At 45.7% G+C, this 19476-nt stretch carries 19 protein-coding genes; 13 read left to right on the top strand and 6 right to left on the bottom strand.

Going from position 1 to position 19476, the window contains the following annotated elements:
• The first annotated feature begins 10 nt into the window (after positions 1-10).
• On the top strand, positions 11-1378 hold the full coding sequence (radA, locus tag PCAR9_RS13205) for a DNA repair protein RadA (protein ID WP_179983993.1): 1368 nt from the start codon (positions 11-13) through the stop codon (positions 1376-1378).
• 126 nt (positions 1379-1504) lie between these two features.
• Here radA and PCAR9_RS13200 read toward each other — a convergent pair whose 3' ends face one another.
• The gene (locus PCAR9_RS13200) at positions 1505-1912 is read right to left on the bottom strand and encodes a PilZ domain-containing protein (RefSeq protein ID WP_179985236.1); all 408 of its coding nucleotides are present in this window, start codon (positions 1910-1912) and stop codon (positions 1505-1507) included.
• Between the two features lie 147 nt (positions 1913-2059).
• On the bottom strand, positions 2060-3727 hold the full coding sequence (gene ettA / locus PCAR9_RS13195; protein ID WP_179983992.1) for an energy-dependent translational throttle protein EttA: 1668 nt from the start codon (positions 3725-3727) through the stop codon (positions 2060-2062).
• 301 nt (positions 3728-4028) lie between these two features.
• On the opposite strand from ettA, the gene lpxD reads away from it, so the two are divergent.
• The 10 genes from lpxD to PCAR9_RS13145 all read left to right on the top strand — a co-directional run bounded on the left by lpxD (position 4029) and on the right by PCAR9_RS13145 (position 12716).
• Positions 4029-5057, top strand: a complete 1029-nt coding sequence (lpxD, locus tag PCAR9_RS13190) for a UDP-3-O-(3-hydroxymyristoyl)glucosamine N-acyltransferase (RefSeq protein ID WP_179983991.1) — start codon at positions 4029-4031, stop codon at positions 5055-5057.
• A 154-nt stretch (positions 5058-5211) separates the two neighbouring features.
• Complete coding sequence (glyA, locus tag PCAR9_RS13185) at positions 5212-6468, top strand: serine hydroxymethyltransferase (RefSeq protein ID WP_179983990.1); 1257 nt, start codon at positions 5212-5214, stop codon at positions 6466-6468.
• Positions 6469-6566: 98 nt separating this feature from the next.
• Positions 6567-7016 (top strand): transcriptional regulator NrdR, encoded by a 450-nt coding sequence (gene nrdR / locus PCAR9_RS13180; RefSeq protein WP_179983989.1) that lies wholly within the window; start codon positions 6567-6569, stop codon positions 7014-7016.
• 50 nt (positions 7017-7066) lie between these two features.
• Positions 7067-8206, top strand: coding sequence for a bifunctional diaminohydroxyphosphoribosylaminopyrimidine deaminase/5-amino-6-(5-phosphoribosylamino)uracil reductase RibD (gene ribD, locus PCAR9_RS13175; RefSeq protein WP_179983988.1), 1140 nt, complete (start codon positions 7067-7069; stop codon positions 8204-8206).
• A 20-nt stretch (positions 8207-8226) separates the two neighbouring features.
• Positions 8227-8889 carry a riboflavin synthase gene (locus PCAR9_RS13170; protein WP_179983987.1) on the top strand — a complete coding sequence of 221 codons (663 nt, stop codon included), beginning with the start codon at positions 8227-8229 and terminating at the stop codon, positions 8887-8889.
• A gap of 20 nt (positions 8890-8909) precedes the next feature.
• Positions 8910-10010 carry a bifunctional 3,4-dihydroxy-2-butanone-4-phosphate synthase/GTP cyclohydrolase II gene (gene ribBA / locus PCAR9_RS13165; protein WP_179983986.1) on the top strand — a complete coding sequence of 367 codons (1101 nt, stop codon included), beginning with the start codon at positions 8910-8912 and terminating at the stop codon, positions 10008-10010.
• Positions 10011-10254: 244 nt separating this feature from the next.
• Positions 10255-10728, top strand: coding sequence for a 6,7-dimethyl-8-ribityllumazine synthase (gene ribH, locus PCAR9_RS13160; RefSeq protein WP_025255832.1), 474 nt, complete (start codon positions 10255-10257; stop codon positions 10726-10728).
• Positions 10729-10740: 12 nt separating this feature from the next.
• The gene (nusB, locus tag PCAR9_RS13155) at positions 10741-11163 is read left to right on the top strand and encodes a transcription antitermination factor NusB (protein WP_014979773.1); all 423 of its coding nucleotides are present in this window, start codon (positions 10741-10743) and stop codon (positions 11161-11163) included.
• A gap of 48 nt (positions 11164-11211) precedes the next feature.
• Positions 11212-12177 carry a thiamine-phosphate kinase gene (gene thiL, locus PCAR9_RS13150; protein ID WP_179983985.1) on the top strand — a complete coding sequence of 322 codons (966 nt, stop codon included), beginning with the start codon at positions 11212-11214 and terminating at the stop codon, positions 12175-12177.
• 38 nt (positions 12178-12215) lie between these two features.
• A complete protein-coding gene (locus tag PCAR9_RS13145; RefSeq protein ID WP_179983984.1) occupies positions 12216-12716 on the top strand; it encodes a phosphatidylglycerophosphatase A family protein in 501 nt (166 codons plus the stop codon).
• Between the two features lie 235 nt (positions 12717-12951).
• On the opposite strand, the gene dxs is transcribed toward PCAR9_RS13145, so the two are convergent.
• From dxs to xseB, 3 genes are read right to left on the bottom strand one after another with little or no spacing between them, the layout of a single operon-like run.
• Positions 12952-14832: a 1-deoxy-D-xylulose-5-phosphate synthase gene (gene dxs / locus PCAR9_RS13140; protein WP_179983983.1), complete on the bottom strand. Its 1881-nt coding sequence runs from the start codon at positions 14830-14832 to the stop codon at positions 12952-12954.
• Between the two features lie 32 nt (positions 14833-14864).
• Entirely contained in the window at positions 14865-15755 is an 891-nt protein-coding gene (locus PCAR9_RS13135; protein ID WP_179983982.1) for a farnesyl diphosphate synthase, read from the bottom strand.
• Between the two features lie 29 nt (positions 15756-15784).
• Positions 15785-16027 (bottom strand): exodeoxyribonuclease VII small subunit, encoded by a 243-nt coding sequence (gene xseB, locus PCAR9_RS13130; protein ID WP_136782332.1) that lies wholly within the window; start codon positions 16025-16027, stop codon positions 15785-15787.
• A gap of 400 nt (positions 16028-16427) precedes the next feature.
• Here xseB and pomA point away from each other — a divergent pair, with 400 nt between their 5' ends.
• Both pomA and PCAR9_RS13120 read left to right on the top strand, forming a co-directional pair.
• Complete coding sequence (gene pomA / locus PCAR9_RS13125; RefSeq protein WP_012518934.1) at positions 16428-17189, top strand: flagellar motor protein PomA; 762 nt, start codon at positions 16428-16430, stop codon at positions 17187-17189.
• Positions 17189-18118 (top strand): flagellar motor protein MotB, encoded by a 930-nt coding sequence (locus PCAR9_RS13120; protein ID WP_179983981.1) that lies wholly within the window; start codon positions 17189-17191, stop codon positions 18116-18118. The genes pomA and PCAR9_RS13120 overlap by 1 nt, the downstream gene beginning before the upstream one ends.
• Before the next feature lie 101 nt (positions 18119-18219).
• Here PCAR9_RS13120 and PCAR9_RS13115 read toward each other — a convergent pair whose 3' ends face one another.
• On the bottom strand, positions 18220-19476 hold the full coding sequence (locus tag PCAR9_RS13115; RefSeq protein ID WP_179983980.1) for an SAM-dependent methyltransferase: 1257 nt from the start codon (positions 19474-19476) through the stop codon (positions 18220-18222).

The following is a 19476-nucleotide window of genomic DNA, read 5'->3' as shown; positions in this document are numbered from 1 at the left end:
AAACTGGAATATGGCAAAACGTAAAACTGCTTATGTGTGTTCTGACTGCGGGGCCGAGTTCCCACGTTGGCAAGGACAATGCTCTGAGTGTAAAGCGTGGAACACGATAAGTGAGTTTGTGGTAGCGAGTGCCAAAAGTGTAGCTCGACAAACTACTTCAGGGTATGCAGGGCAAACCGCAGCCAAAATCGAGACACTAAACGCTATAGATTTAGAATCACTGCCACGATTTTCGTCAACGTTTAAGGAACTAGATAGAGTGCTTGGCGGAGGAATAGTCCCTGGTGCCGCTATGTTAATTGGTGGTTCACCTGGCGCCGGAAAAAGTACACTTTTGCTACAGGTAATGTGTCAGATGGCGAAAAGCGAAACCGCCCTTTATGTTACCGGGGAAGAGTCTCTCCAACAGGTGGCAATGCGTGCCAAGCGTTTAAACCTCCCTGACGATAAGCTGATGATGTTAGCCGAAACTAACGTGGAAACCATCTGCGATTTAGCGCTTACGAAAAAGCCTAAAATTATGGTTATCGACTCTATTCAGGTTATGCATGTGTCAGATGTTCAATCTGCACCGGGCAGCGTATCCCAAGTAAGGGAAAGCGCGGCGTATTTAACGCGCTTTGCCAAACAAAATCACATTGCCATGTTTATTGTTGGCCACGTAACGAAAGACGGAAACTTAGCGGGCCCTAAAGTACTTGAGCACTGTATCGATAGTTCTATGATGCTGGAAGGGGAAAGTGACGGTCGTTACCGTACTTTGCGCAGCCACAAAAACCGCTTCGGTGCAGTCAACGAACTGGGTGTATTTGCCATGACGGAAAAAGGCTTGAAAGAGGTCAGTAATCCTTCAGCTATTTTCTTAAGCCGAGGTGAAAATGAAACGCCTGGTTCTAGCGTTATGGTCATTTGGGAAGGCACCCGGCCGTTACTTGTGGAAATACAAGCGCTGGTGGATTATTCACAGATGTCTAACCCAAGACGGATAGCTGTGGGTCTAGATCAAAATCGTTTGTCCATGCTGTTAGCAGTACTTCACCGGCACGGTAATGTACAAATGAACGACCAAGACGTATTTGTGAACGTTGTTGGCGGTGTACGAGTCTCTGAAACCAGTGCTGACCTGGCGTTATTACTGGCGATGATTTCCAGCTTCAGAAACCGTTCATTACCGCGCGACTTGATTGTGTTTGGTGAAGTAGGCCTTGCAGGTGAAATTCGTCCGGTTCCCAATGGAACAGAGCGCATAATAGAAGCGGCAAAGCATGGTTTTAAACGAGCTATTGTGCCTAAAGCTAATGCCCCTAAACAAGCTATTAATGGCATGAAAGTCGTGTCCGTGGCTCGGCTTTCTGAAGCGTTAGATGCCTTGGAATAACGCGAAATGCATTAACGTTAAAGCTGTAGGGAACGCGCAAGAAGACTTGTGAAGTACGTCTTTTTGCGCAGTTTGAGGGTGGAGCCTTTTCTGAAGCTCTGCAGAGACTTGTCGTATTTTTTTGTTTTAATTTGGCGCTTGATAAACCGCATTAACCAGCGCATTAAGATCTTTCTCTTCAATACTAGCATCATCGCTGTTTAGTAAGATTAAACGGCGAAGGGCGCTTATGCTTTCCACATCCATACGCTCTACTTTACACCCCAACGAAACTAGCTCCTGTCTGCTGTCCGCGTGGCGATATAACTGTGAGATTGAAAGGGTGATAACTGGGCTGTCTTCATTTGCTTGGAAGGTAGCAACATAAGGTTCATGGCTGTCGAAAGGTAAGTTTGACAATGCGGTTTCCGTTGCTTGTAGTTTTATGCCCTGCAGAGACACGTCACTAACTACTACATCGATACTATTGTCGTTATGTGCCAGCTTGCCGTTTACATTCAGCGGGACTCGTTGGAATTGACGCTTATCTGTCATCACTCAAATACCTAATTATCATTGACGACCTCAGTATTGGCTAATTTTCTCCCGTTCGCAACGAAAAGCAAACAAATAAAAAAGCCGCTATCGATGACAGCGGCTTTCGGGCTTTTAAGGTAAGGAAATCTTTATCCCCAATTCCCTTTATTTAGACATGCGCTTGTATTTGAGGCGATGGGGTTCAACCACATCTTGCCCAAACTCCTGCTTCAACCAGCTTTCGTAGTCAGAGTAGTTACCTTCGAAGAAGTTAATGTTACCTTCATCGCGGTAATCCATGATGTGCGTTGCCACGCGGTCTAGGAACCAACGGTCGTGCGAGATAACCATGGCGCAGCCAGGGAATTCGAGCAACGCATTCTCTAGTGCGCGAAGGGTTTCAACGTCTAGGTCGTTGGTTGGCTCATCCAGCAGCAACACGTTGCCGCCTGCTTTAAGCAGTTTTGCAAGGTGAACACGATTTCGCTCACCACCAGACAAGTCCTTGATAAACTTCTGCTGATCGGTGCCTTTGAAGTTAAAGCGGCTGCAGTAGGCGCGGCTGTTAATCTCAAAGTTACCAATGCGAATGATATCTTGCTCGTCAGAAATTTCTTTCCACACAGTGTTTTCTTCGTTCATGTGGTCGCGGAACTGTTCTACCGCAGCAATTTGAACGGTATCACCTAAATCTATGTTGCCTGAATCAGGTTGCTCAGCGCCGGTAAGCATTCTGAATAAGGTTGATTTACCCGCACCGTTAGGGCCAACAATACCCACAATTGCACCTTTCGGTACTTTAAACGTTAAATCATCAATTAATACACGATCGCCATAGGACTTTTTAAGGTTGCTAACTTCAATAACCTTGTCACCTAAGCGCTCACCTGGTGGGATGAATAGTTCGTTCGTTTCGTTACGCTTTTGGTAGTCGCTAGTCGATAGCTCTTCGAAACGGGCCATACGGGCTTTACTTTTAGCATGACGACCTTTTGGATTTGAGCGTACCCACTCAAGTTCCTGTTTCATACTCTTCATACGTGCCGTTTCGGTGCGCTCTTCTTGCTCTAGTCGGTTCTCTTTTTGCTCCAACCAAGAAGAGTAGTTACCCTCCCATGGAATACCTTCACCTCGGTCAAGCTCTAAAATCCAACCCGCAACGTTATCAAGGAAGTATCTATCGTGGGTAATAGCTACCACTGTACCTTCATAATCGTGAAGGAAGCGCTCTAGCCATGCTACTGACTCCGCGTCCAAGTGGTTGGTTGGTTCGTCAAGAAGCAACATTTCAGGCTTTTCTAAAAGTAAGCGGCAAAGCGCAACACGGCGACGCTCACCACCAGATAGTTTGCTTACGTCCGCATCCCACGCTGGTAGGCGAAGGGCATCTGCAGCACGCTCTAGGGCATTTTCTAAATTGTGGCCATCTTTCGCTTGAATGATTGCTTCTAGCTCACCTTGCTCTTTAGCAAGGGCGTCGAAATCAGCGTCTGCTTCTGCATAAGCGGCATAGACTTCGTCAAGGCGAGTCAGTGCATGTTTAACATCAGCTACGGCTTCTTCGATATTGCCACGAACATCTTTGGTTTCATCAAGCTGAGGTTCCTGTGGAAGATAGCCTACCTTCAAACCTGGTTGAGGACGCGCTTCACCTTCGATGTCGGTATCTACGCCGGCCATAATGCGAAGTAAGGTAGATTTACCTGCACCGTTTAGACCTAGCACACCAATTTTGGCGCCTGGGAAAAAGCTAAGTGAGATATTTTTTAGAATGTGTCTATTAGGTGGGACGATTTTGCCCACGCGATGCATACTGTAAACGTATTGCGCCATGCTCTATCCTCGCTGAATAAGCGGTGAAAAATAAAAAAGTGATTGTGGTCTATTCTACTCGTAACAGGGTAGTTTGTGCCAGTTACTTACGCTTAGTGTATTAGTGCTTGGCGACATTTTAATCACTCATGCCAAAAAGATCGATTTATGCATCGGTTGGCGAGTTGATTTAAGGTAAACTTGCTTTTTATAAGCATGAGTAAATATGGGCTTTAGGGTGAGCTACTGATCTAGTAAAAAGCAATAAAGAACCCAAAGCGATAGACTCAATACTATTCATATTTCTGAACAGGCAATTAAGATGACCGCTATGAATAAACGCATATATAGTCTGGATGAGCTCGCCAAGCATGTAGGTGGGGAAGTGCAGGGCGATGGCAATATCACTATTTCCGCGGTTGGCACACTTTCTGGTGCAGCATCGCATCAAATATCGTTTCTGACCAACCCTAAATATAAACCACAGTTGAAAGATACAAATGCCGGTGCGGTTATTCTGCACGAGAGCTTAAAAGGTGACAGCCCAGTTCCTGCACTCGTTGTGGCAAACCCTCATGCAGCCTTTGCGCTTATCGCTCAACTATTCGATACCACACCAGCGGTTGCTACAGGCATTTCCGAGTCAGCGGTTATTGCGCCATCTGCCCGCATCGGCAGTGATGTATCGCTAGGCCACAACGTTATTATTGAAGATAATGTGGTGTTGGGCGATAGAGTTACAGTTGGCGCTAATACCGTTATCCGTAGAGGCACGCACATTGGTGAAGGCTGCACTATCCATCCAAATGTGACCATTTATCACGACGTGGTTATTGGCAAGCGCGTAACCATTCACAGTCAAACGGTAATTGGGGCAGCGGGCTTTGGCTATGCAAATGATAAAGGCGTGTGGATCCCTATTCCGCAAACCGGCTCAGTACGTATTGGTGACGACAGTCAAATTGGTGCGAGCAGCAGCATCGACCGCGGTGCTATGGAAGATACGGTGTTAGGCACCAACGTTATTATCGACAATCAAGTACAAATTGGTCATAACTGTATTATTGGCGACCATTCCTGCATTTGCGGCGCTACCGGTATCGCCGGCAGTTGTCATATTGGCAAACACGTAATTATTGGCGGAGGAGTTGGCATCAACGGTCACATTAGCATTTGTGATAACGTCCAGGTGACCGGCTATACCATGATTGTGCAAGATATCACTGAGCCGGGCGTTTATTCTTCTGGTCAGCCAGCACAAACCAACCGTGATTGGCGTAAAAACACAGTTCGCCTTGCTAAAATTGGCAGTTTATTTGACCGTGTTAAAGCCCTTGAGAAACAGGTCTGATCTCGCGCTGGCGCAAGTATTACGTTAAACCTGCGCCATTTATATTAATTTGGTCATAAAGCGGTATACAAGTAACCGAAAATGACTAGAATATGGCTCGAATTTGAGCAATCAGTGCGTAACGCCATATAAAAACCGCAGTTAAGGAGCCCCCATGTTTTCTCGCGAAATGAATATAGCCGACTTCGATCCTGAATTAGCCGATGCAATGTCTAAAGAGGTTGAGCGTCAAGAACACCACATTGAGCTAATTGCCTCTGAGAACTACTGTAGTCCACGTGTAATGGAAGCACAGGGTTCGCAGCTTACTAACAAATACGCTGAAGGCTATCCAGGCAAGCGTTACTACGGTGGTTGTGAGCACGTAGACGTTGTTGAGCAACTAGCTATCGACCGTGCAAAAGCGCTATTTGGTGCAGACTACGCAAATGTTCAGCCACACGCTGGTTCACAAGCAAACTCAGCTGTTTTCATGGCATTACTTGACGCGGGCGATACGGTATTGGGTATGAGCCTTTCTGAAGGTGGTCACCTGACTCACGGTTCGCATGTAAACTTCTCTGGTAAAACTTACAACGCTGTACAATACGGTTTGAACAAAGAAACCGGTGAAATCGATTACGCTCAAGTAGAAGCGCTGGCCAAAGAGCACAAGCCTAAAATGATTATCGGTGGTTTCTCTGCGTATTCAGGTGTTGTTGATTGGGCTAAATTCCGCGAAATCGCAGATAGCGTAGGCGCATACTTGCTTGTAGATATGGCGCACGTTGCAGGTCTTGTAGCGGCTGGCGTTTATCCTAACCCACTTCCTCATGCACACGTGGTAACAACGACAACGCACAAAACTCTTGCAGGCCCGCGTAGTGGTCTTATCTTGTCAGCATGTGGCGACGAAGCAATTTACAAAAAGCTTAATAGCTCGGTATTCCCAGGTAACCAAGGTGGCCCTCTATGCCATGTTATTGCAGCTAAAGCGGTTGCTTTCAAAGAAGCACTACAGCCAGAATTTAAAGTGTATCAGCAGCAGGTTGTAGCGAATGCGAAAGCTATGGTTTCTGTAATGCAAGAGCGTGGCTTTAATATTGTTTCTGGCGGTACCGACAACCACTTGTTCCTTCTTGATCTCATCGACAAGGATATTACGGGTAAAGATGCTGACGCAGCCTTAGGCGCAGCAAACATCACCGTTAATAAAAACTCGGTTCCAAATGACCCACGTTCACCGTTTGTAACCAGTGGTCTTCGTATCGGTAGCCCAGCGATCACTCGCCGTGGTTTTAAAGAAGAACAAGCTAAGCAAGTTGCTACTTGGATTTGCGACATTCTAGATAACATGGGCGATGAGTCAGTTATTAAGCGTGTTCAAGATGAAGTGGTTGCTCTTTGCGCACAATTCCCTGTTTATAAGTAAATAGGATTGTGTTTTATTGCGTACTTTGGTACTAATGCTGGACTAACTAGTCTAGGTTTGATCAATAAGCCTAAGTACGCAATATTTAAGGAATATTCATGTTTTGCCCGTTTTGTTCAGAACAAGAAACAAAAGTTATTGATTCTCGTTTGGTTGCAGAAGGGCAGCAAGTGCGTAGACGCCGTGAATGTATGGTGTGTCACGAGCGCTTCACGACCTTTGAAAGTGCTGAGCTCGTTATGCCCCGCGTGATAAAGCGCGACGGTTCACGTGAACCGTTTAATGAAGATAAACTTCGTGCAGGTTTGCAACGCGCACTTGAAAAGCGTCCTGTTAGCACTGAAAAAGTTGAACAGTGTGTCCTTTCACTGAAGTCAAAGTTGCGTGCAACAGGTGAGCGTGAGGTGAGTAGCGAACTGCTCGGCAACCTAATAATGAAAGCCCTAAAAGAACTCGACAAAGTTGCCTATGTCAGGTTCGCTTCTGTTTATCGTTCCTTCGAAGACATTCGTGAATTTGGAGAAGAAATTGCGCGATTAGGGGACTAGGTCGGGCACTCCCAAAACCTCAGACACTTAGGGCTACAACAGGAATCCAAGTGAACCACGAAACGGTTAAAAACGATTATCATTGGATGGCGAAAGCCATTCAACTTGCCCAGCAAGGGCGCTATACCACTTCTCCTAACCCTCGCGTTGGTTGCGTAATTGTTGATGAAAACAATCAGCTAATAGGTCAGGGATATCATATCCAAGCTGGCACTCCTCATGCCGAAATACACGCATTAAGACAAGCTGCTAGCACAAGAGAAGGCGGAGCAAAAGGCGCGACGGCTTATGTAACCCTTGAGCCCTGCAGTCATTTTGGCCGCACGCCGCCTTGTGCGGTGGCTTTGGTTGAAGCAAAAGTGGCGCGAGTGGTTATTGCCATGACCGACCCTAACCCAAACGTATGCGGTAACGGTATCAGCATTCTGCAAGAAGCTGGTATTGAAGTGGTCAGCGATGTGATGGCCGCAGAAGCTGCAGCATTAAACCCTGGGTTTATCAAGCGCATGCTTACTGGCAAGCCTTTCGTGCGCGTGAAATTAGGCATCAGCCTCGATGGAAAAATAGCCCTTCAAAATGGTGTAAGTCAATGGATCACTGGACCCGAGGCAAGACGCGATGTACAGCGCTATCGCGCGCAGAGTTGCGCGGTACTTACAGGTTCAGGAACGGTAAAAGCTGATAACCCTAGTTTGTTAGTTAGAAAGCAAGAAGCACAGCTCAATGATTATCCACTTGAACAAATTCGCCAGCCTGCTCGAGTTGTCGTTGATGGCAAAAGCAAGCTCAGTCGAGACTACGCGTTGTTTAACGACGGGAATATTACCTTAACGGCTACTTCCCAGTCCCATCCAGATACGGCAACACAGCACTACCTAGTGGTAGATGAAAAAGACGGTAAACTCAACTTACATACACTAATGTCGGCGTTAGGCGATAAGCAATATAATGAAGTATGGGTGGAAGCGGGCCCAGGCTTAGCCGGAGCATTGTTGCAAGAGGGGCTGGTGGATGAGCTAATTTGCTACCAAGCGCCTAAGCTTTTAGGTGAAAAGGGTATAAGTATGGTTAATTTGCCAGCGTTTACGTCATTAAATGAATGTATTTCGCTTTCGCTTATTGAAAATCGTCAGGTGGGGAACGATATTAAGCTTATCTTTCGCCCTGATGTTAGCAACACTCGTGGTTAACGCGATTAAAGAGGAACTTTATGTTTACTGGAATTATTCAAGCGCTCGGTACTATTAAAAAGCTTGATAACCGTGGCAACGATATTCGCCTAACCGTTGCGTCACCTACGCTTGATATGTCTGATGTCGCACTTGGCGACAGTATTGCGACCAATGGTGTTTGCTTAACAGTGACTGATATGGGCCCCGATTATTACTGCGCGGATGTATCGGCAGAAACCATCAAATTGACCGGGTTTGCACATTATAGTGCAGGCTCAACCGTTAACCTTGAAAAAGCTATGCGTCCTAGCGACCGTTTAGGCGGTCATATCGTGTCAGGTCACGTGGACGGCGTGGGCGAGGTTACGCAAATTATCAAGCACTCAGACTATGTAGAGTTCTGGGTAAAAGCGCCTGAAGCACTAGCGAAATACATTGCGCACAAAGGCAGTATCACCGTTGATGGTATTAGTTTGACCGTGAACGAAGTCAACGGCGCGGAATTCATGCTTTGGATCATTCCTCATACGTTGCAAGAAACGATTATGGGAAGCTATAAAGTGGGCACAGCGGTAAACCTAGAGGTTGATGTTATTGCGCGCTATTTAGAGCGATTAATGCTAGGCGATAAAGCCGCCGAGCCTACAAGGAAAGGCATCGACATGGCATTTCTTGCCGAGAACGGATTTTTAAGAAAATAACCCTACAAGAAGCACACAACATGGCATTTAACACTACACAAGAAATAATTGAAGACATTCGCCAAGGTAAAATGGTTATCTTGATGGATGATGAAGATAGGGAAAACGAAGGTGATTTAATCATGGCGGCGGAGCATGTCACGCCTGAAGCCATAAACTTTATGGTTACTCACGCTCGCGGCTTGGTGTGCTTACCTATGACTCAAGAGCGCTGCCGCACGTTAAATCTTCCTTTAATGGTTGATAAAAACGAAGCGCAGTTTTCTACCAACTTCACCGTTTCTATTGAAGCAGCAACAGGCGTGACAACCGGAATTTCAGCTGCCGACCGTGCAACAACAATCAAAGCGGCTGTATCCAAAGATGCCAAAGCGACAGACATTGTTCAGCCTGGGCACATATTTCCATTAATTGCTAAAGAGGGCGGTGTGTTAAATCGCGCAGGCCACACCGAAGCAGGTGTAGACTTGCCACGTTTGGCCGGCTTAGAGCCAGCTGGGGTTATTGTAGAAATTCTCAATGAAGACGGCACTATGGCTCGCCGCCCAGAGTTAGAAAAGTTCGCGGCCAAGCACAACCTTAAAATTGGTACCATTGCTGATTTAATTGAATATCGCAATTTAAACGAAACGACAATCCAAAAAGTTGCGCAGTGTAACATGCCAACAGAATACGGTGATTTTGAGCTGCACACGTTTAAAGACAGCATCGACAACCAGCTGCACTATGCGCTTAAAAAAGGCGACATTAACGAAGATGATCCGACACTTGTTCGAGTTCACCTTCACAATACTTTTAGTGATCTTCTTGGCTCGACGCGCGGTATTCAACGCTCAATGACGTTAGCAGATGGCATGCGCAAAATTTCACAAGAAGGTGGTGTGCTAGTGCTATTAGGCAAAGAAGAGCATATTGAGAGCCAAGTACGCCGCTTTGCAGCAGAAGACAGAGGCGAGCGCCCAGCTGGCGCTGACTGGCAGGGGTCGTCACGCACTATTGGTGTGGGCAGCCAAATTCTTGCCTCTATGGGCGTTCACAAAATGCGCCTTCTTAGTAAGCCAATTAAATATCATGCACTTTCAGGCTACGGCCTTGAAGTTGTAGAGTACGTGCACGACTAGCTCTGGGGTATAGGCCACAGTGAAAGTGGAGAGGGAATGCTCGTCGCAAACACGCGGTGAATACATCCCTGTACGCTCCGCCACCGCATCCATGCGGTGGAGGGTTTGCGACGCGCATTCCCTCACCACATTTTGTTAAGCATAAAGTGGCCGTTTACGAATAGTTGAAGTTAAAGAAACAATCGATTTAGTTTGGGCGCAGTTATGGTATACTTCGCGCCGTTTTTTCTCGAGGAATGAATCCATGCAGGTAATTGAAGGTAATATCAGAGCAACCGGTAAGAAGTTTGCTATCGTTGTATCACGCTTTAATAGCTTTGTTGTTGAAAGCTTACTGGAAGGTGCATTAGACACACTAGAGCGTCACGGTGAAGTAAGCGATGACGATATCACGGTAGTACGTGTACCTGGTGCTTACGAGTTACCTGTAATTGCTAAGAAATTAGCTGAGAAGAAGTCATTTGACGCCATCATCGCTCTTGGTGCAGTTATCCGTGGCGGCACGCCACACTTTGATTTTGTAGCAGGCGAGAGCAACAAAGGTCTTGCGCAAGTATCACTTGAATACGGCGTACCTGTATCATTTGGCGTAATCACAACAGATTCAATTGAACAAGCTATCGAGCGTTCGGGAACCAAAGCGGGCAATAAGGGTGCAGAAGCTGCACTTGGCGCGCTAGAAATGGTTAACGTTATCGATGCTGTTGAAAAGCTTTAAGGTAAACATTAAGTGAAAGTTTCAGCTCGTCGTAAAGCCCGTGAACTCGCCCTTCAAGGTGTGTATTCATGGCAAATGAGTCACAACGATATTCAGCAGGTTGAACTGGCGCTAGCCACCAGTAACGACATGCAAAAGGTAGACATGGCGTATTTCCAAGCCTTACTTCGCGGTGTTGCACACAACGCAAGTAACCTTGATGCAACCATTAAACCTTACCTTGGCCGTTTGCCAGAAGAGTTAGACGCTATCGAAAAAGCCATTTTGCGCATTGCGACGCTGGAACTCACTGAGCGCATCGACGTACCTTACCGCGTAATTATTAATGAAGCGATTGAGCTAGCTAAGGCATTTGGTGCTGAAGAAAGCCATAAATTCATTAATGGTGCACTGGATAAAGCAGTGCGCACGTTGCGTAAAGACGAGCGCGACTAACCTTACCGTGGCGGCATGGATTGCCGCTAAAAGGGTTTAAAAATTACCGTGAAAGAATTTGATCTTATCGGCCGCTATTTTTCAAACAGCGGCCACAAACGCAAAGACGTTGTTATTGGTATTGGTGATGACTGTGCAGTAACAACGGTTCCTGAAAACCAACAACTTGCCGTTACTACAGATACCCTTGTTGCAGGAGTGCACTTTTTAAAAGATGCCCCGGCTAAGTCTGTAGCATACAAAACTGTTGCTGTTAACTTAAGTGACCTTGCCGCTATGGGGGCTGAGCCCGCATGGATCAGCTTGTCTTTGTCACTGCCTGAAGTAGATGAAGCCTGGTTAGACGACTTTGTATCTGGTTTATACGAGCTTACTCAGTACTATTCTGTCCAGCTTATCGGTGGCGATACAGTAAAAGGCCCTATGGCGTTTACTATTACCGCACAAGGTTTTATACCGCCGGGTTCCGAATTAACGCGCAGTGGCGCTAAGCCGGGTGATTGGCTTTATGTTACCGGAACACTAGGTGATGCAGGAGCGGGCTTAGATATTCTGCAAAAAAATCTCAGCGTAAGTGGTGAAGCGAAAGACGTGTTGGTAAACCGTCATTATTTCCCAACCCCTCGCGTTGCGGTGGGTACGGCGATTCGTCGTATTGCAACGTCTTGCATTGATATCTCTGATGGCTTGATTTCAGATTTAGGGCATATTTTAAAAGCGTCTAATTGCGGTGCGAATGTTCATGTAGATCGTTTACCGCTATCACGAGCACTAACAAGTGCAGTCACACCTGAACAAGCTATTGAATATGCACTATCCGCTGGCGATGACTACGAACTTATTTTCACTGTAAGTGAAGAGCAGCGCGGTAGCCTTGAAACTTCGTTGGCAAGTACGAATGTGAAAGCCACGTGTATTGGCCAATTAACCGGGCATAGCGGCACACTTTCGTTGCTAAAAGATAACGAAAAGTATACGCCAGCTAATGCATCTGGCTACGAGCACGCCTTTTAGGCAAATCACATTTTACAATAGTAAATAAAGGAAGAAGCATGCAGGCGGAATATCGCGCTAGAGTGAGTATGAAAAATCCTGTTCATTTTCTCGCACTCGGTTTTGGTAGTGGGCTTGTTCCTTTCATGCCAGGTACATTTGGCTCGCTTGCTGCACTACCGCTACTTGTAGCGTGCAGCAAGATCTCGGTGGTTTCCTTCATCGCGCTTACGCTGATATTTTCAGTGGTAGGTATCTACCTGTGTGGCAAGACTGCAGACGATATGCAGGTACACGACCACGGCTCTATAGTGTGGGATGAAATAGCGGGCATGTTTATCACCTTTCTATTTGTACCTATCTCAGCGTCATCTTTACTCGTGGGCTTTGTTCTGTTCAGACTTTTCGACATCTTAAAGCCTTGGCCAATAGGTATTATCGACAAGCGCTTACACGGTGGTACAGGCATTATGCTGGATGATATTCTTGCTGGAGCCATGGCGTGTGGCTGTTTACATTTATTAATGGTGTTCTGGCCTGCAGCGCTGGCGTTGTTCTAGCTAAAAGTAAAGATTCAGAGCCGCTCTCATAGATAGGCGACAGAGAACGATTAGGCAATGAAAAGTTAGGCAGTGAGAAATCAGGCAATGAAAACTCAGGTAATAAAGAGTCAGGCAATAGCGAAAATACATAACGAAAAAGCCCGCAGTTTGCGGGCTTTTTGATTTCAGGTTTAAACGAAAAGCATAGTAGTCGCTTTTACTAAGCCAGTTTTATAACGAATTAGATAACTGATTAGCTAGCTGTAAACCTATTTGCAGCAGCAATAATACCTTCAGCATCTAAGCCGTGCTCTTTGTACATTTCCTGTTGCGTACCTTGCAGAATAAAGCTATCAGGCAGACCTAACATTTTGACTGCCTTTAGTACGCCGTTTTGCTGCAAGTGTTCTAGTACGGCACTACCAGCTCCACCCATAATACAGCCGTCTTCTAACGTTATAAGGGCGCTATGTTCACTGGCCGCTTTTAAAACGGCATCGCCATCTAGTGGTTTTATAAAGCGCATGTCGATAACCGTTGCATCAATAGCTTCTGCTGCTTCTAGTGCATAGGGCAATAAACAGCCGAAGTTCAAAATAGCAACGCTTTCAGATTTATCTTTAGAGGTTTCTCGACAGGTACGTGATTTACCTATTTCAAGTGCCGTCATCGCCTCATCTGGTGTAATCCCCATGCCTGCACCACGAGGGTAGCGCACTGCAGCAGGCTTTTGTAGCTTATGGCCTGTATAAAGCATTTGACGACATTCATTTTCGTCTGACGGTGCCATAACGACCATATTTGGAATGCAGCGAAGGAAAGCAATATCAAACGCGCCTTGGTGAGTAGGGCCATCGGCGCCCACGATACCCGCTCTGTCTATAGCAAATAATACCGGCAAATCTTGTATTGCCACATCGTGGATAAGCTGATCGTATGCGCGCTGAAGGAACGATGAATAAATCGCAACAACCGCGTTCATACCATCTTTGGCAAGACCGGCACCAAAGGTCACAGCATGCTGTTCGGCAATGGCAACATCGAAGTACTGTTCGGGAAAACGCTGAGAAAACTCAACCATACCAGAACCTTCACGCATAGCAGGTGTCACAGCCATTAATTTTGGGTCTTGCGCGGCCATATCACATAGCCATTTTCCAAAAATAGCAGAGTAGGTTGGGGCAGAGGGCTTCGACTTTGGCAGAGCGTTATCTGCTGGGTTAAATTTTGGCACCGCGTGAAACTTAATTGGGTCTTCTTCAGCAACGGCATAGCCCTTACCTTTCTTTGTCACAACATGTAAAAGCTGAGGACCTTCAAAGTTACGCATATTGCGAAGGGTATCGACTACAGCGTTCACATCGTGACCATCGATAGGACCAATATAATTAAAGCCCAACTCTTCGAAGATAGTACCGGGCACAACCATACCTTTAAGGTGCTCTTCTGCACGGCTAGCGAATTCCTTAATAGGTGGTACATTGCTTAACAGCTTTTTGCCGCCATCGCGAATTGAATTGAAAAAATTACCCGTTAGCAAGCGGGCTAGGTGGCTGTTTAACGCCCCTACGTTTTCAGATATGGACATTTCGTTGTCGTTAAGTACAACCACCATATCTTTTTTGATGTCACCTGCGTGGTTAAGGGCTTCAAACGCCATACCTGCGGTCATTGCGCCATCGCCGATAACGGCAACCACTTTGCGATCTTCACCTTCTTTTTCTGCCGCTACGGCCATGCCCAGCGCCGCGCTAATCGATGTAGAAGAATGACCCACAGCAAAGGTGTCATAGTCGCTCTCAGGCGGCCATGGGAAAGGGTGCAGACCATTCTTTTGACGGATGGTACTCATGCGCTCTGCACGGCCAGTAAGAATCTTATGAGGATAGGCTTGATGCCCTACGTCCCACAATAAACGGTCAAACGGTGTGTTGTACACATAATGTAACGCGACGGTGAGCTCTACTGTGCCTAAGCCCGAAGCGAAGTGACCACTCGTTTGACTTACACTGTTAAGTAAATACTCACGTAATTCATCGGCGAGCTCGCGTAATTTATCCTGGGGCAATTGCCTCAATTTTTCAGGTGTTTGCGCAAGCGCAAGCGTTGGGTAATGTTGGAGATCTAAACTCATGTACTTATTATCTTTTTCAACATGGCGCGTGGCTAATGGTCGCGTTTTACCAAAAGCTCGCTAAACGCAATTAAACTGTCAGTATTGTAGGGTAAACGCGTCAATGCTTGAAGTGCATTATTGTGAAGCATTTCTAATTCTTGTTTAGCGCCAGCCATTCCAAGCTTGGCGGGAAACGTGTTTTTACCCAATGCTTCATCCGACCCTGCCGGTTTACCTAACTTCTCGCTGCTGCCTTCAACGTCCAAAATGTCGTCTTGAACTTGAAAAGCTAGCCCGATATCGGCGGCATAAGCCATTAAGTCAGTTTTAGTTTGTGGCAATAAGCCTTCACTGACAATAGCAACCATTTCAACACAGGCTTTTAGCAATGCTCCGGTTTTTAATCTATGGAGCTGTTTTAGTTCTTCTAACGAGATGGCCTCACCTGTACTGGCCAAATCAATTGCCTGGCCACCACACATTCCTACATATCCTGCACTTTTAGCAAGTACAGACAACAGTTGTCCGCGCTTGGTTTCGGCAAATACGCTTAAAGGAGCATCAGCTAGTACAGTAAATGCAAGAGATTGCAGAGCATCCCCCGCTAAAATAGCCGTAGCTTCATCGAAGGCGATATGACAAGTTGGCATTCCACGACGTAAATCATCATCGTCCATGGCTGGTAAATCGTCATGAACTAACGAGTAGGCGTGCACGCACTCAATAGCCATGCTTATAGCCATCTGATCTTTTTTAGGCACGTCTAGCGTGTTTCCTACAACCTGTACTAGTAGAGGACGCATACGCTTACCACCCGCAAGCAATGCGTGACGCATCGCATCCTTAAGGCGCGGTGCGTAATCGGGTAAATCATCAATTAAGGTAAGAAGGGATGCATCAGTTTGCTGTTTTACTTGCTGATGCAAAGCAGAAAAATTCATAGGTCGCCTGTAAGTTAAAAATGAACGTTTTAAGGCTGTTCACTTTCAGGAAGAGTTTGAAGCGTTTCTTCGCCTTGTTCACTAAGCAGTATTTTTACTTTTTGCTCGGCGTTTTCAAGTGATTGCTGGCCTTGACGAGATAATGCTATACCTCGTTCAAATTTTTCCAGTGCTTTATTAAGCGGCAGATCACCGTTTTCCATTTCGTTAACGATAGCTTCTAGTTCTGATAAAGTTTCTTCAAAAGACGCTGATGCTTTTTCTGTCGTCATAAAAACACTCAATACATTGGCCAAAATACGTGTACCGCGCACATTAACCGAGGGCCGCACAAGGGTCAAATGGTTTGTCCGTATATCGCCTATATCACAGTAATATAGCTTTTTTTTCATGCAGTTGACCACGTTGAATATGAAGATATTGTGCTATATTCGAAATAAGTGACTACATTACTTTAAATAAACAAGTGTATGCGTGTTCTGATAGATAAGCGAACCCTATAAGCATGGTAGATAGATAGAAAACCTTTAAACAAGGTTTTTTAAAGTCACACTTAATAAAAAACAAATAAATATGATATTTTTCAATAATGTCGTTTTAGTATTTTTATCCGTTGCCGATAGAATATTTGTAGATTAACAGCACTGACTGCGCATAAATGGGGAAGAGTGAGTGGATTTAGCAACCGTCATAGGTATGTTGGGCGCCATTGGTTTCATAGTTATGGCTATGATTCTAGGCGGCAGCTTAGGCATGTTCATCGACGTCCAATCGATATTGATCGTGTTTGGTGGGACTTTGTTTGTTGTCTTGTCACAATTTACTTTAGGTCAATTCTTCGGTGCGGGTAAGATTGCTGGTAAAGCATTCATGTTTAAGATTGAATCGCCAGAAGAGCTTATTGAGAAAATCGTAGAGATGGCGGATGCGGCGCGAAAAGGTGGCTTTTTGGCTTTAGAGGAAGCGGAAATCTCGAACGAATTTATGCAAAAGGGCGTAGATATGCTGGTTGATGGCCACGATATTGAGGTGGTTAGAGAGACGCTCGCTAAAGATATTTCTATGACGTCAGAGCGACATGATTTCGGCGCCTCGTTTTTTAAAGGTATGGGCGATATTGCACCCGCCATGGGTATGATCGGCACCTTGATTGGTTTGGTTGCCATGCTATCGAACATGGATGACCCGAAAGCTATCGGCCCCGCAATGGCGGTAGCACTACTCACAACGCTTTATGGTGCCTTTTTCGCCAACGTTATCTGTTTGCCAATAGCATTCAAGCTGTCTGTGCGAGCGGGGGAAGAAAAGCTAAATCAGAGCCTTGTTCTAGATGGTATTGTCGGTATAGCTGACGGTCAAAACCCGCGAGTTATTGAAGGCGTATTGAAAAACTACCTGGCGGCGAGTAAACGCGGAAGCGCAGAGGAAGAGTAATGGCAGAAGAAGAATGCCCAAAATGCCCCCCCGAGGGGCTTCCAGCTTGGATGGGAACCTTCGCAGACTTGATGTCACTGCTAATGTGCTTCTTTGTACTTCTGCTTTCATTTTCAGAGATGGATGTACTTAAATTTAAGCAGATTGCGGGTTCGATGAAGTTCGCTTTCGGTGTACAAAACAAAATCGAAGTAAAAGATATTCCAAAGGGAACCAGTGTAATAGCTATGGAGTTTCGACCTGGTAAGCCTGATCCTACTCCAATTGAATCTATACAACAGCAAACCAACGAAATGACACAGCAGATGCTAGAGTTTCAGGCAGGAAACGAGGATTCGGCCGGCGGAAGGCAAAAGCAGCGTGGCGAACAACGCGGCGGTCAGTCTCAACAAACGGCTACTGAGTCATCTTCATCTGCTGAGCAAAGCACTGATCAATCTCAAATGGCTGAGTTGATGAAAAAGGTGGCCCAACAATTGGAAAAGCAAATTTTAGATGGCTCGGTAGAGATGGAGTCGCTGGGGCAACAGCTTACCATTCGTATTCGCGAGAATGGCTCCTTCTCAGCCGGGTCTGCTTTCTTGCAGCCACAATTTCAGCCCGTATTAAGAAAAATTGGTTCATTGTTAGCGGATGTGCCTGGTGAAATTGAGATTTCTGGCCATAGTGACGGACAGCATATTGCCAATGAGCTTTATCGCTCGAACTGGGATTTGTCGTCACAACGCGCCGTCGCGGTGGCCGAAGCCATGCGTACAGCACCTGGGTTTGATGAAAGCCGTATGTCTGTTGTAGGCAAAGCAGATACTAATCCTATTGTCGAAAATGCCACGACTGCAAGTGATAGAGCTAAGAATCGCCGAGTGGAGATTAATATTAACCAAGGTAAACCAATGATATCCAAACCTATATCAGTGGTAGACGATTAAGCGTTACTCCTTTGAAATGCAATATCCACAAAAAACGGTGCCATATGGCACCGCTTTTTTGGTTTCAAATTGCTTACTGGATATTCACACAACAACGAGAATCAAACTCTAGCCAATTCCTCTCTGTATTGAGGTTTAGATATAACAAGCTGTACAGTACTTATAGTTCTTTCTAGAAAGCCACCTTCGCAGTATTTCAGGTAGTAGGTCCACATACGCATAAAGCGTTCGTCGTAACCATCATTTAGTAATTCATCTTTCGCCGCGATAAATGCTTCATACCAGTGGTTAAGGGTTTTTGCATAGTCCACACCAATATCGTGTAAATCACGGATCATCATGTTCGTGTATTTTTTAAGATGGGCATTTAGCTGGTATTGCGATGGTAAAAAACCACCCGGGAAAATGTATTTCTGTATGAAGTCTACGCTGTTTGAGTAGCTATCATAACGTCTATCGTCAATGGTTATCGACTGAAGCAACATAAGGCCGTCGTCTTTCAAAAGAGAAGCACATTTTTCGAAAAAGTTACCTAAATACTGTTTGCCAACCGCTTCAATCATTTCAATGGAAACCAGCTTGTCGTATTTACCGTCGAGTAGACGATAATCTTTTTTAAGTAACGTAATTTTACTTTCTAGACCTTCTCGTGCAATCCAGTCCTTTGCCCAAGCGTGCTGTTCTTCTGAAATGGTGGTTGTTGTTACGTTGCAGCCGTAATGTTTTGCCGCAAAAACAGCTAGGCCGCCCCAGCCAGTGCCTATTTCTAAAAGGTGGTCTGCTTCAGAAAGTTGTAATTTGTCACAAATGGCTTTTAATTTGTAATTCTGCGCGTCGTTTAGCGTTGCATTTGTATCTGGGTATATTGCTGATGAATACATCATTGTTGGATCAAGAAAGCGGGTGTAAAGCTTATTGCCCAAGTCATAATGCGCTTCAATGTTCTTTTTAGCTTGGTCTTTTGTGTTTCGACGCGCAAAATGTTGAATTTTATTGATGGGCATGGTCAGCCACTTGAACTTATTTTCCCACTCATCTAGGGTGGGTAAGTTCCGTGCGAAAATCCTTACTACGGCTGTTACATCGTCACTGTCCCACAAACCATCCATGTACGCCTCGCCAGCCCCCACACTGCCGCCAAGTAACAACTGTCGATAGGCTTGCACATCTTTGATATTTACCGTAGCGCGCAGGTCGCTTTCGTCTGTGCCGAAACGCGCAACGACATCGCCGTTTTCTTGGATAGTTAAGCGACCAAATGGAAGCTGATTTAAACACTTCAAAAATAGTGTTCTACAAGTTTTATCTACAAAAGAGACCTCTGAGGTGGTCAGTAGTACAGATTCACCGAAAGACAT

This window comes from Alteromonas macleodii (assembly GCF_903772925.1).
Classification (GTDB): domain Bacteria; phylum Pseudomonadota; class Gammaproteobacteria; order Enterobacterales; family Alteromonadaceae; genus Alteromonas; species Alteromonas macleodii_A.
Note: the sequence above shows the minus strand (reverse complement) of the source record. Positions and strands in the feature narration are given on the sequence as shown.

Excerpts from the sequence above, each read along its gene's own strand:
- xseB (WP_136782332.1), bottom strand. The coding sequence starts at position 16,027 with ATGACGACAGAAAAAGCATCAGCGTCTTTTGAAGAAACTTTATCAGAA.
- PCAR9_RS13145 (WP_179983984.1), top strand. The coding sequence starts at position 12,216 with ATGCAGGCGGAATATCGCGCTAGAGTGAGTATGAAAAATCCTGTTCAT.
- PCAR9_RS13115 (WP_179983980.1), bottom strand. The coding sequence starts at position 19,476 with ATGTCTTTCGGTGAATCTGTACTACTGACCACCTCAGAGGTCTCTTTT.
- glyA (WP_179983990.1), top strand. The coding sequence starts at position 5,212 with ATGTTTTCTCGCGAAATGAATATAGCCGACTTCGATCCTGAATTAGCC.
- ettA (WP_179983992.1), bottom strand. The coding sequence starts at position 3,727 with ATGGCGCAATACGTTTACAGTATGCATCGCGTGGGCAAAATCGTCCCA.
- lpxD (WP_179983991.1), top strand. The coding sequence starts at position 4,029 with ATGACCGCTATGAATAAACGCATATATAGTCTGGATGAGCTCGCCAAG.
- PCAR9_RS13135 (WP_179983982.1), bottom strand. The coding sequence starts at position 15,755 with ATGAATTTTTCTGCTTTGCATCAGCAAGTAAAACAGCAAACTGATGCA.
- radA (WP_179983993.1), top strand. The coding sequence starts at position 11 with ATGGCAAAACGTAAAACTGCTTATGTGTGTTCTGACTGCGGGGCCGAG.
- PCAR9_RS13120 (WP_179983981.1), top strand. The coding sequence starts at position 17,189 with ATGGCAGAAGAAGAATGCCCAAAATGCCCCCCCGAGGGGCTTCCAGCT.
- ribH (WP_025255832.1), top strand. The coding sequence starts at position 10,255 with ATGCAGGTAATTGAAGGTAATATCAGAGCAACCGGTAAGAAGTTTGCT.
- nrdR (WP_179983989.1), top strand. The coding sequence starts at position 6,567 with ATGTTTTGCCCGTTTTGTTCAGAACAAGAAACAAAAGTTATTGATTCT.
- PCAR9_RS13170 (WP_179983987.1), top strand. The coding sequence starts at position 8,227 with ATGTTTACTGGAATTATTCAAGCGCTCGGTACTATTAAAAAGCTTGAT.
- PCAR9_RS13200 (WP_179985236.1), bottom strand. The coding sequence starts at position 1,912 with ATGACAGATAAGCGTCAATTCCAACGAGTCCCGCTGAATGTAAACGGC.
- dxs (WP_179983983.1), bottom strand. The coding sequence starts at position 14,832 with ATGAGTTTAGATCTCCAACATTACCCAACGCTTGCGCTTGCGCAAACA.
- ribBA (WP_179983986.1), top strand. The coding sequence starts at position 8,910 with ATGGCATTTAACACTACACAAGAAATAATTGAAGACATTCGCCAAGGT.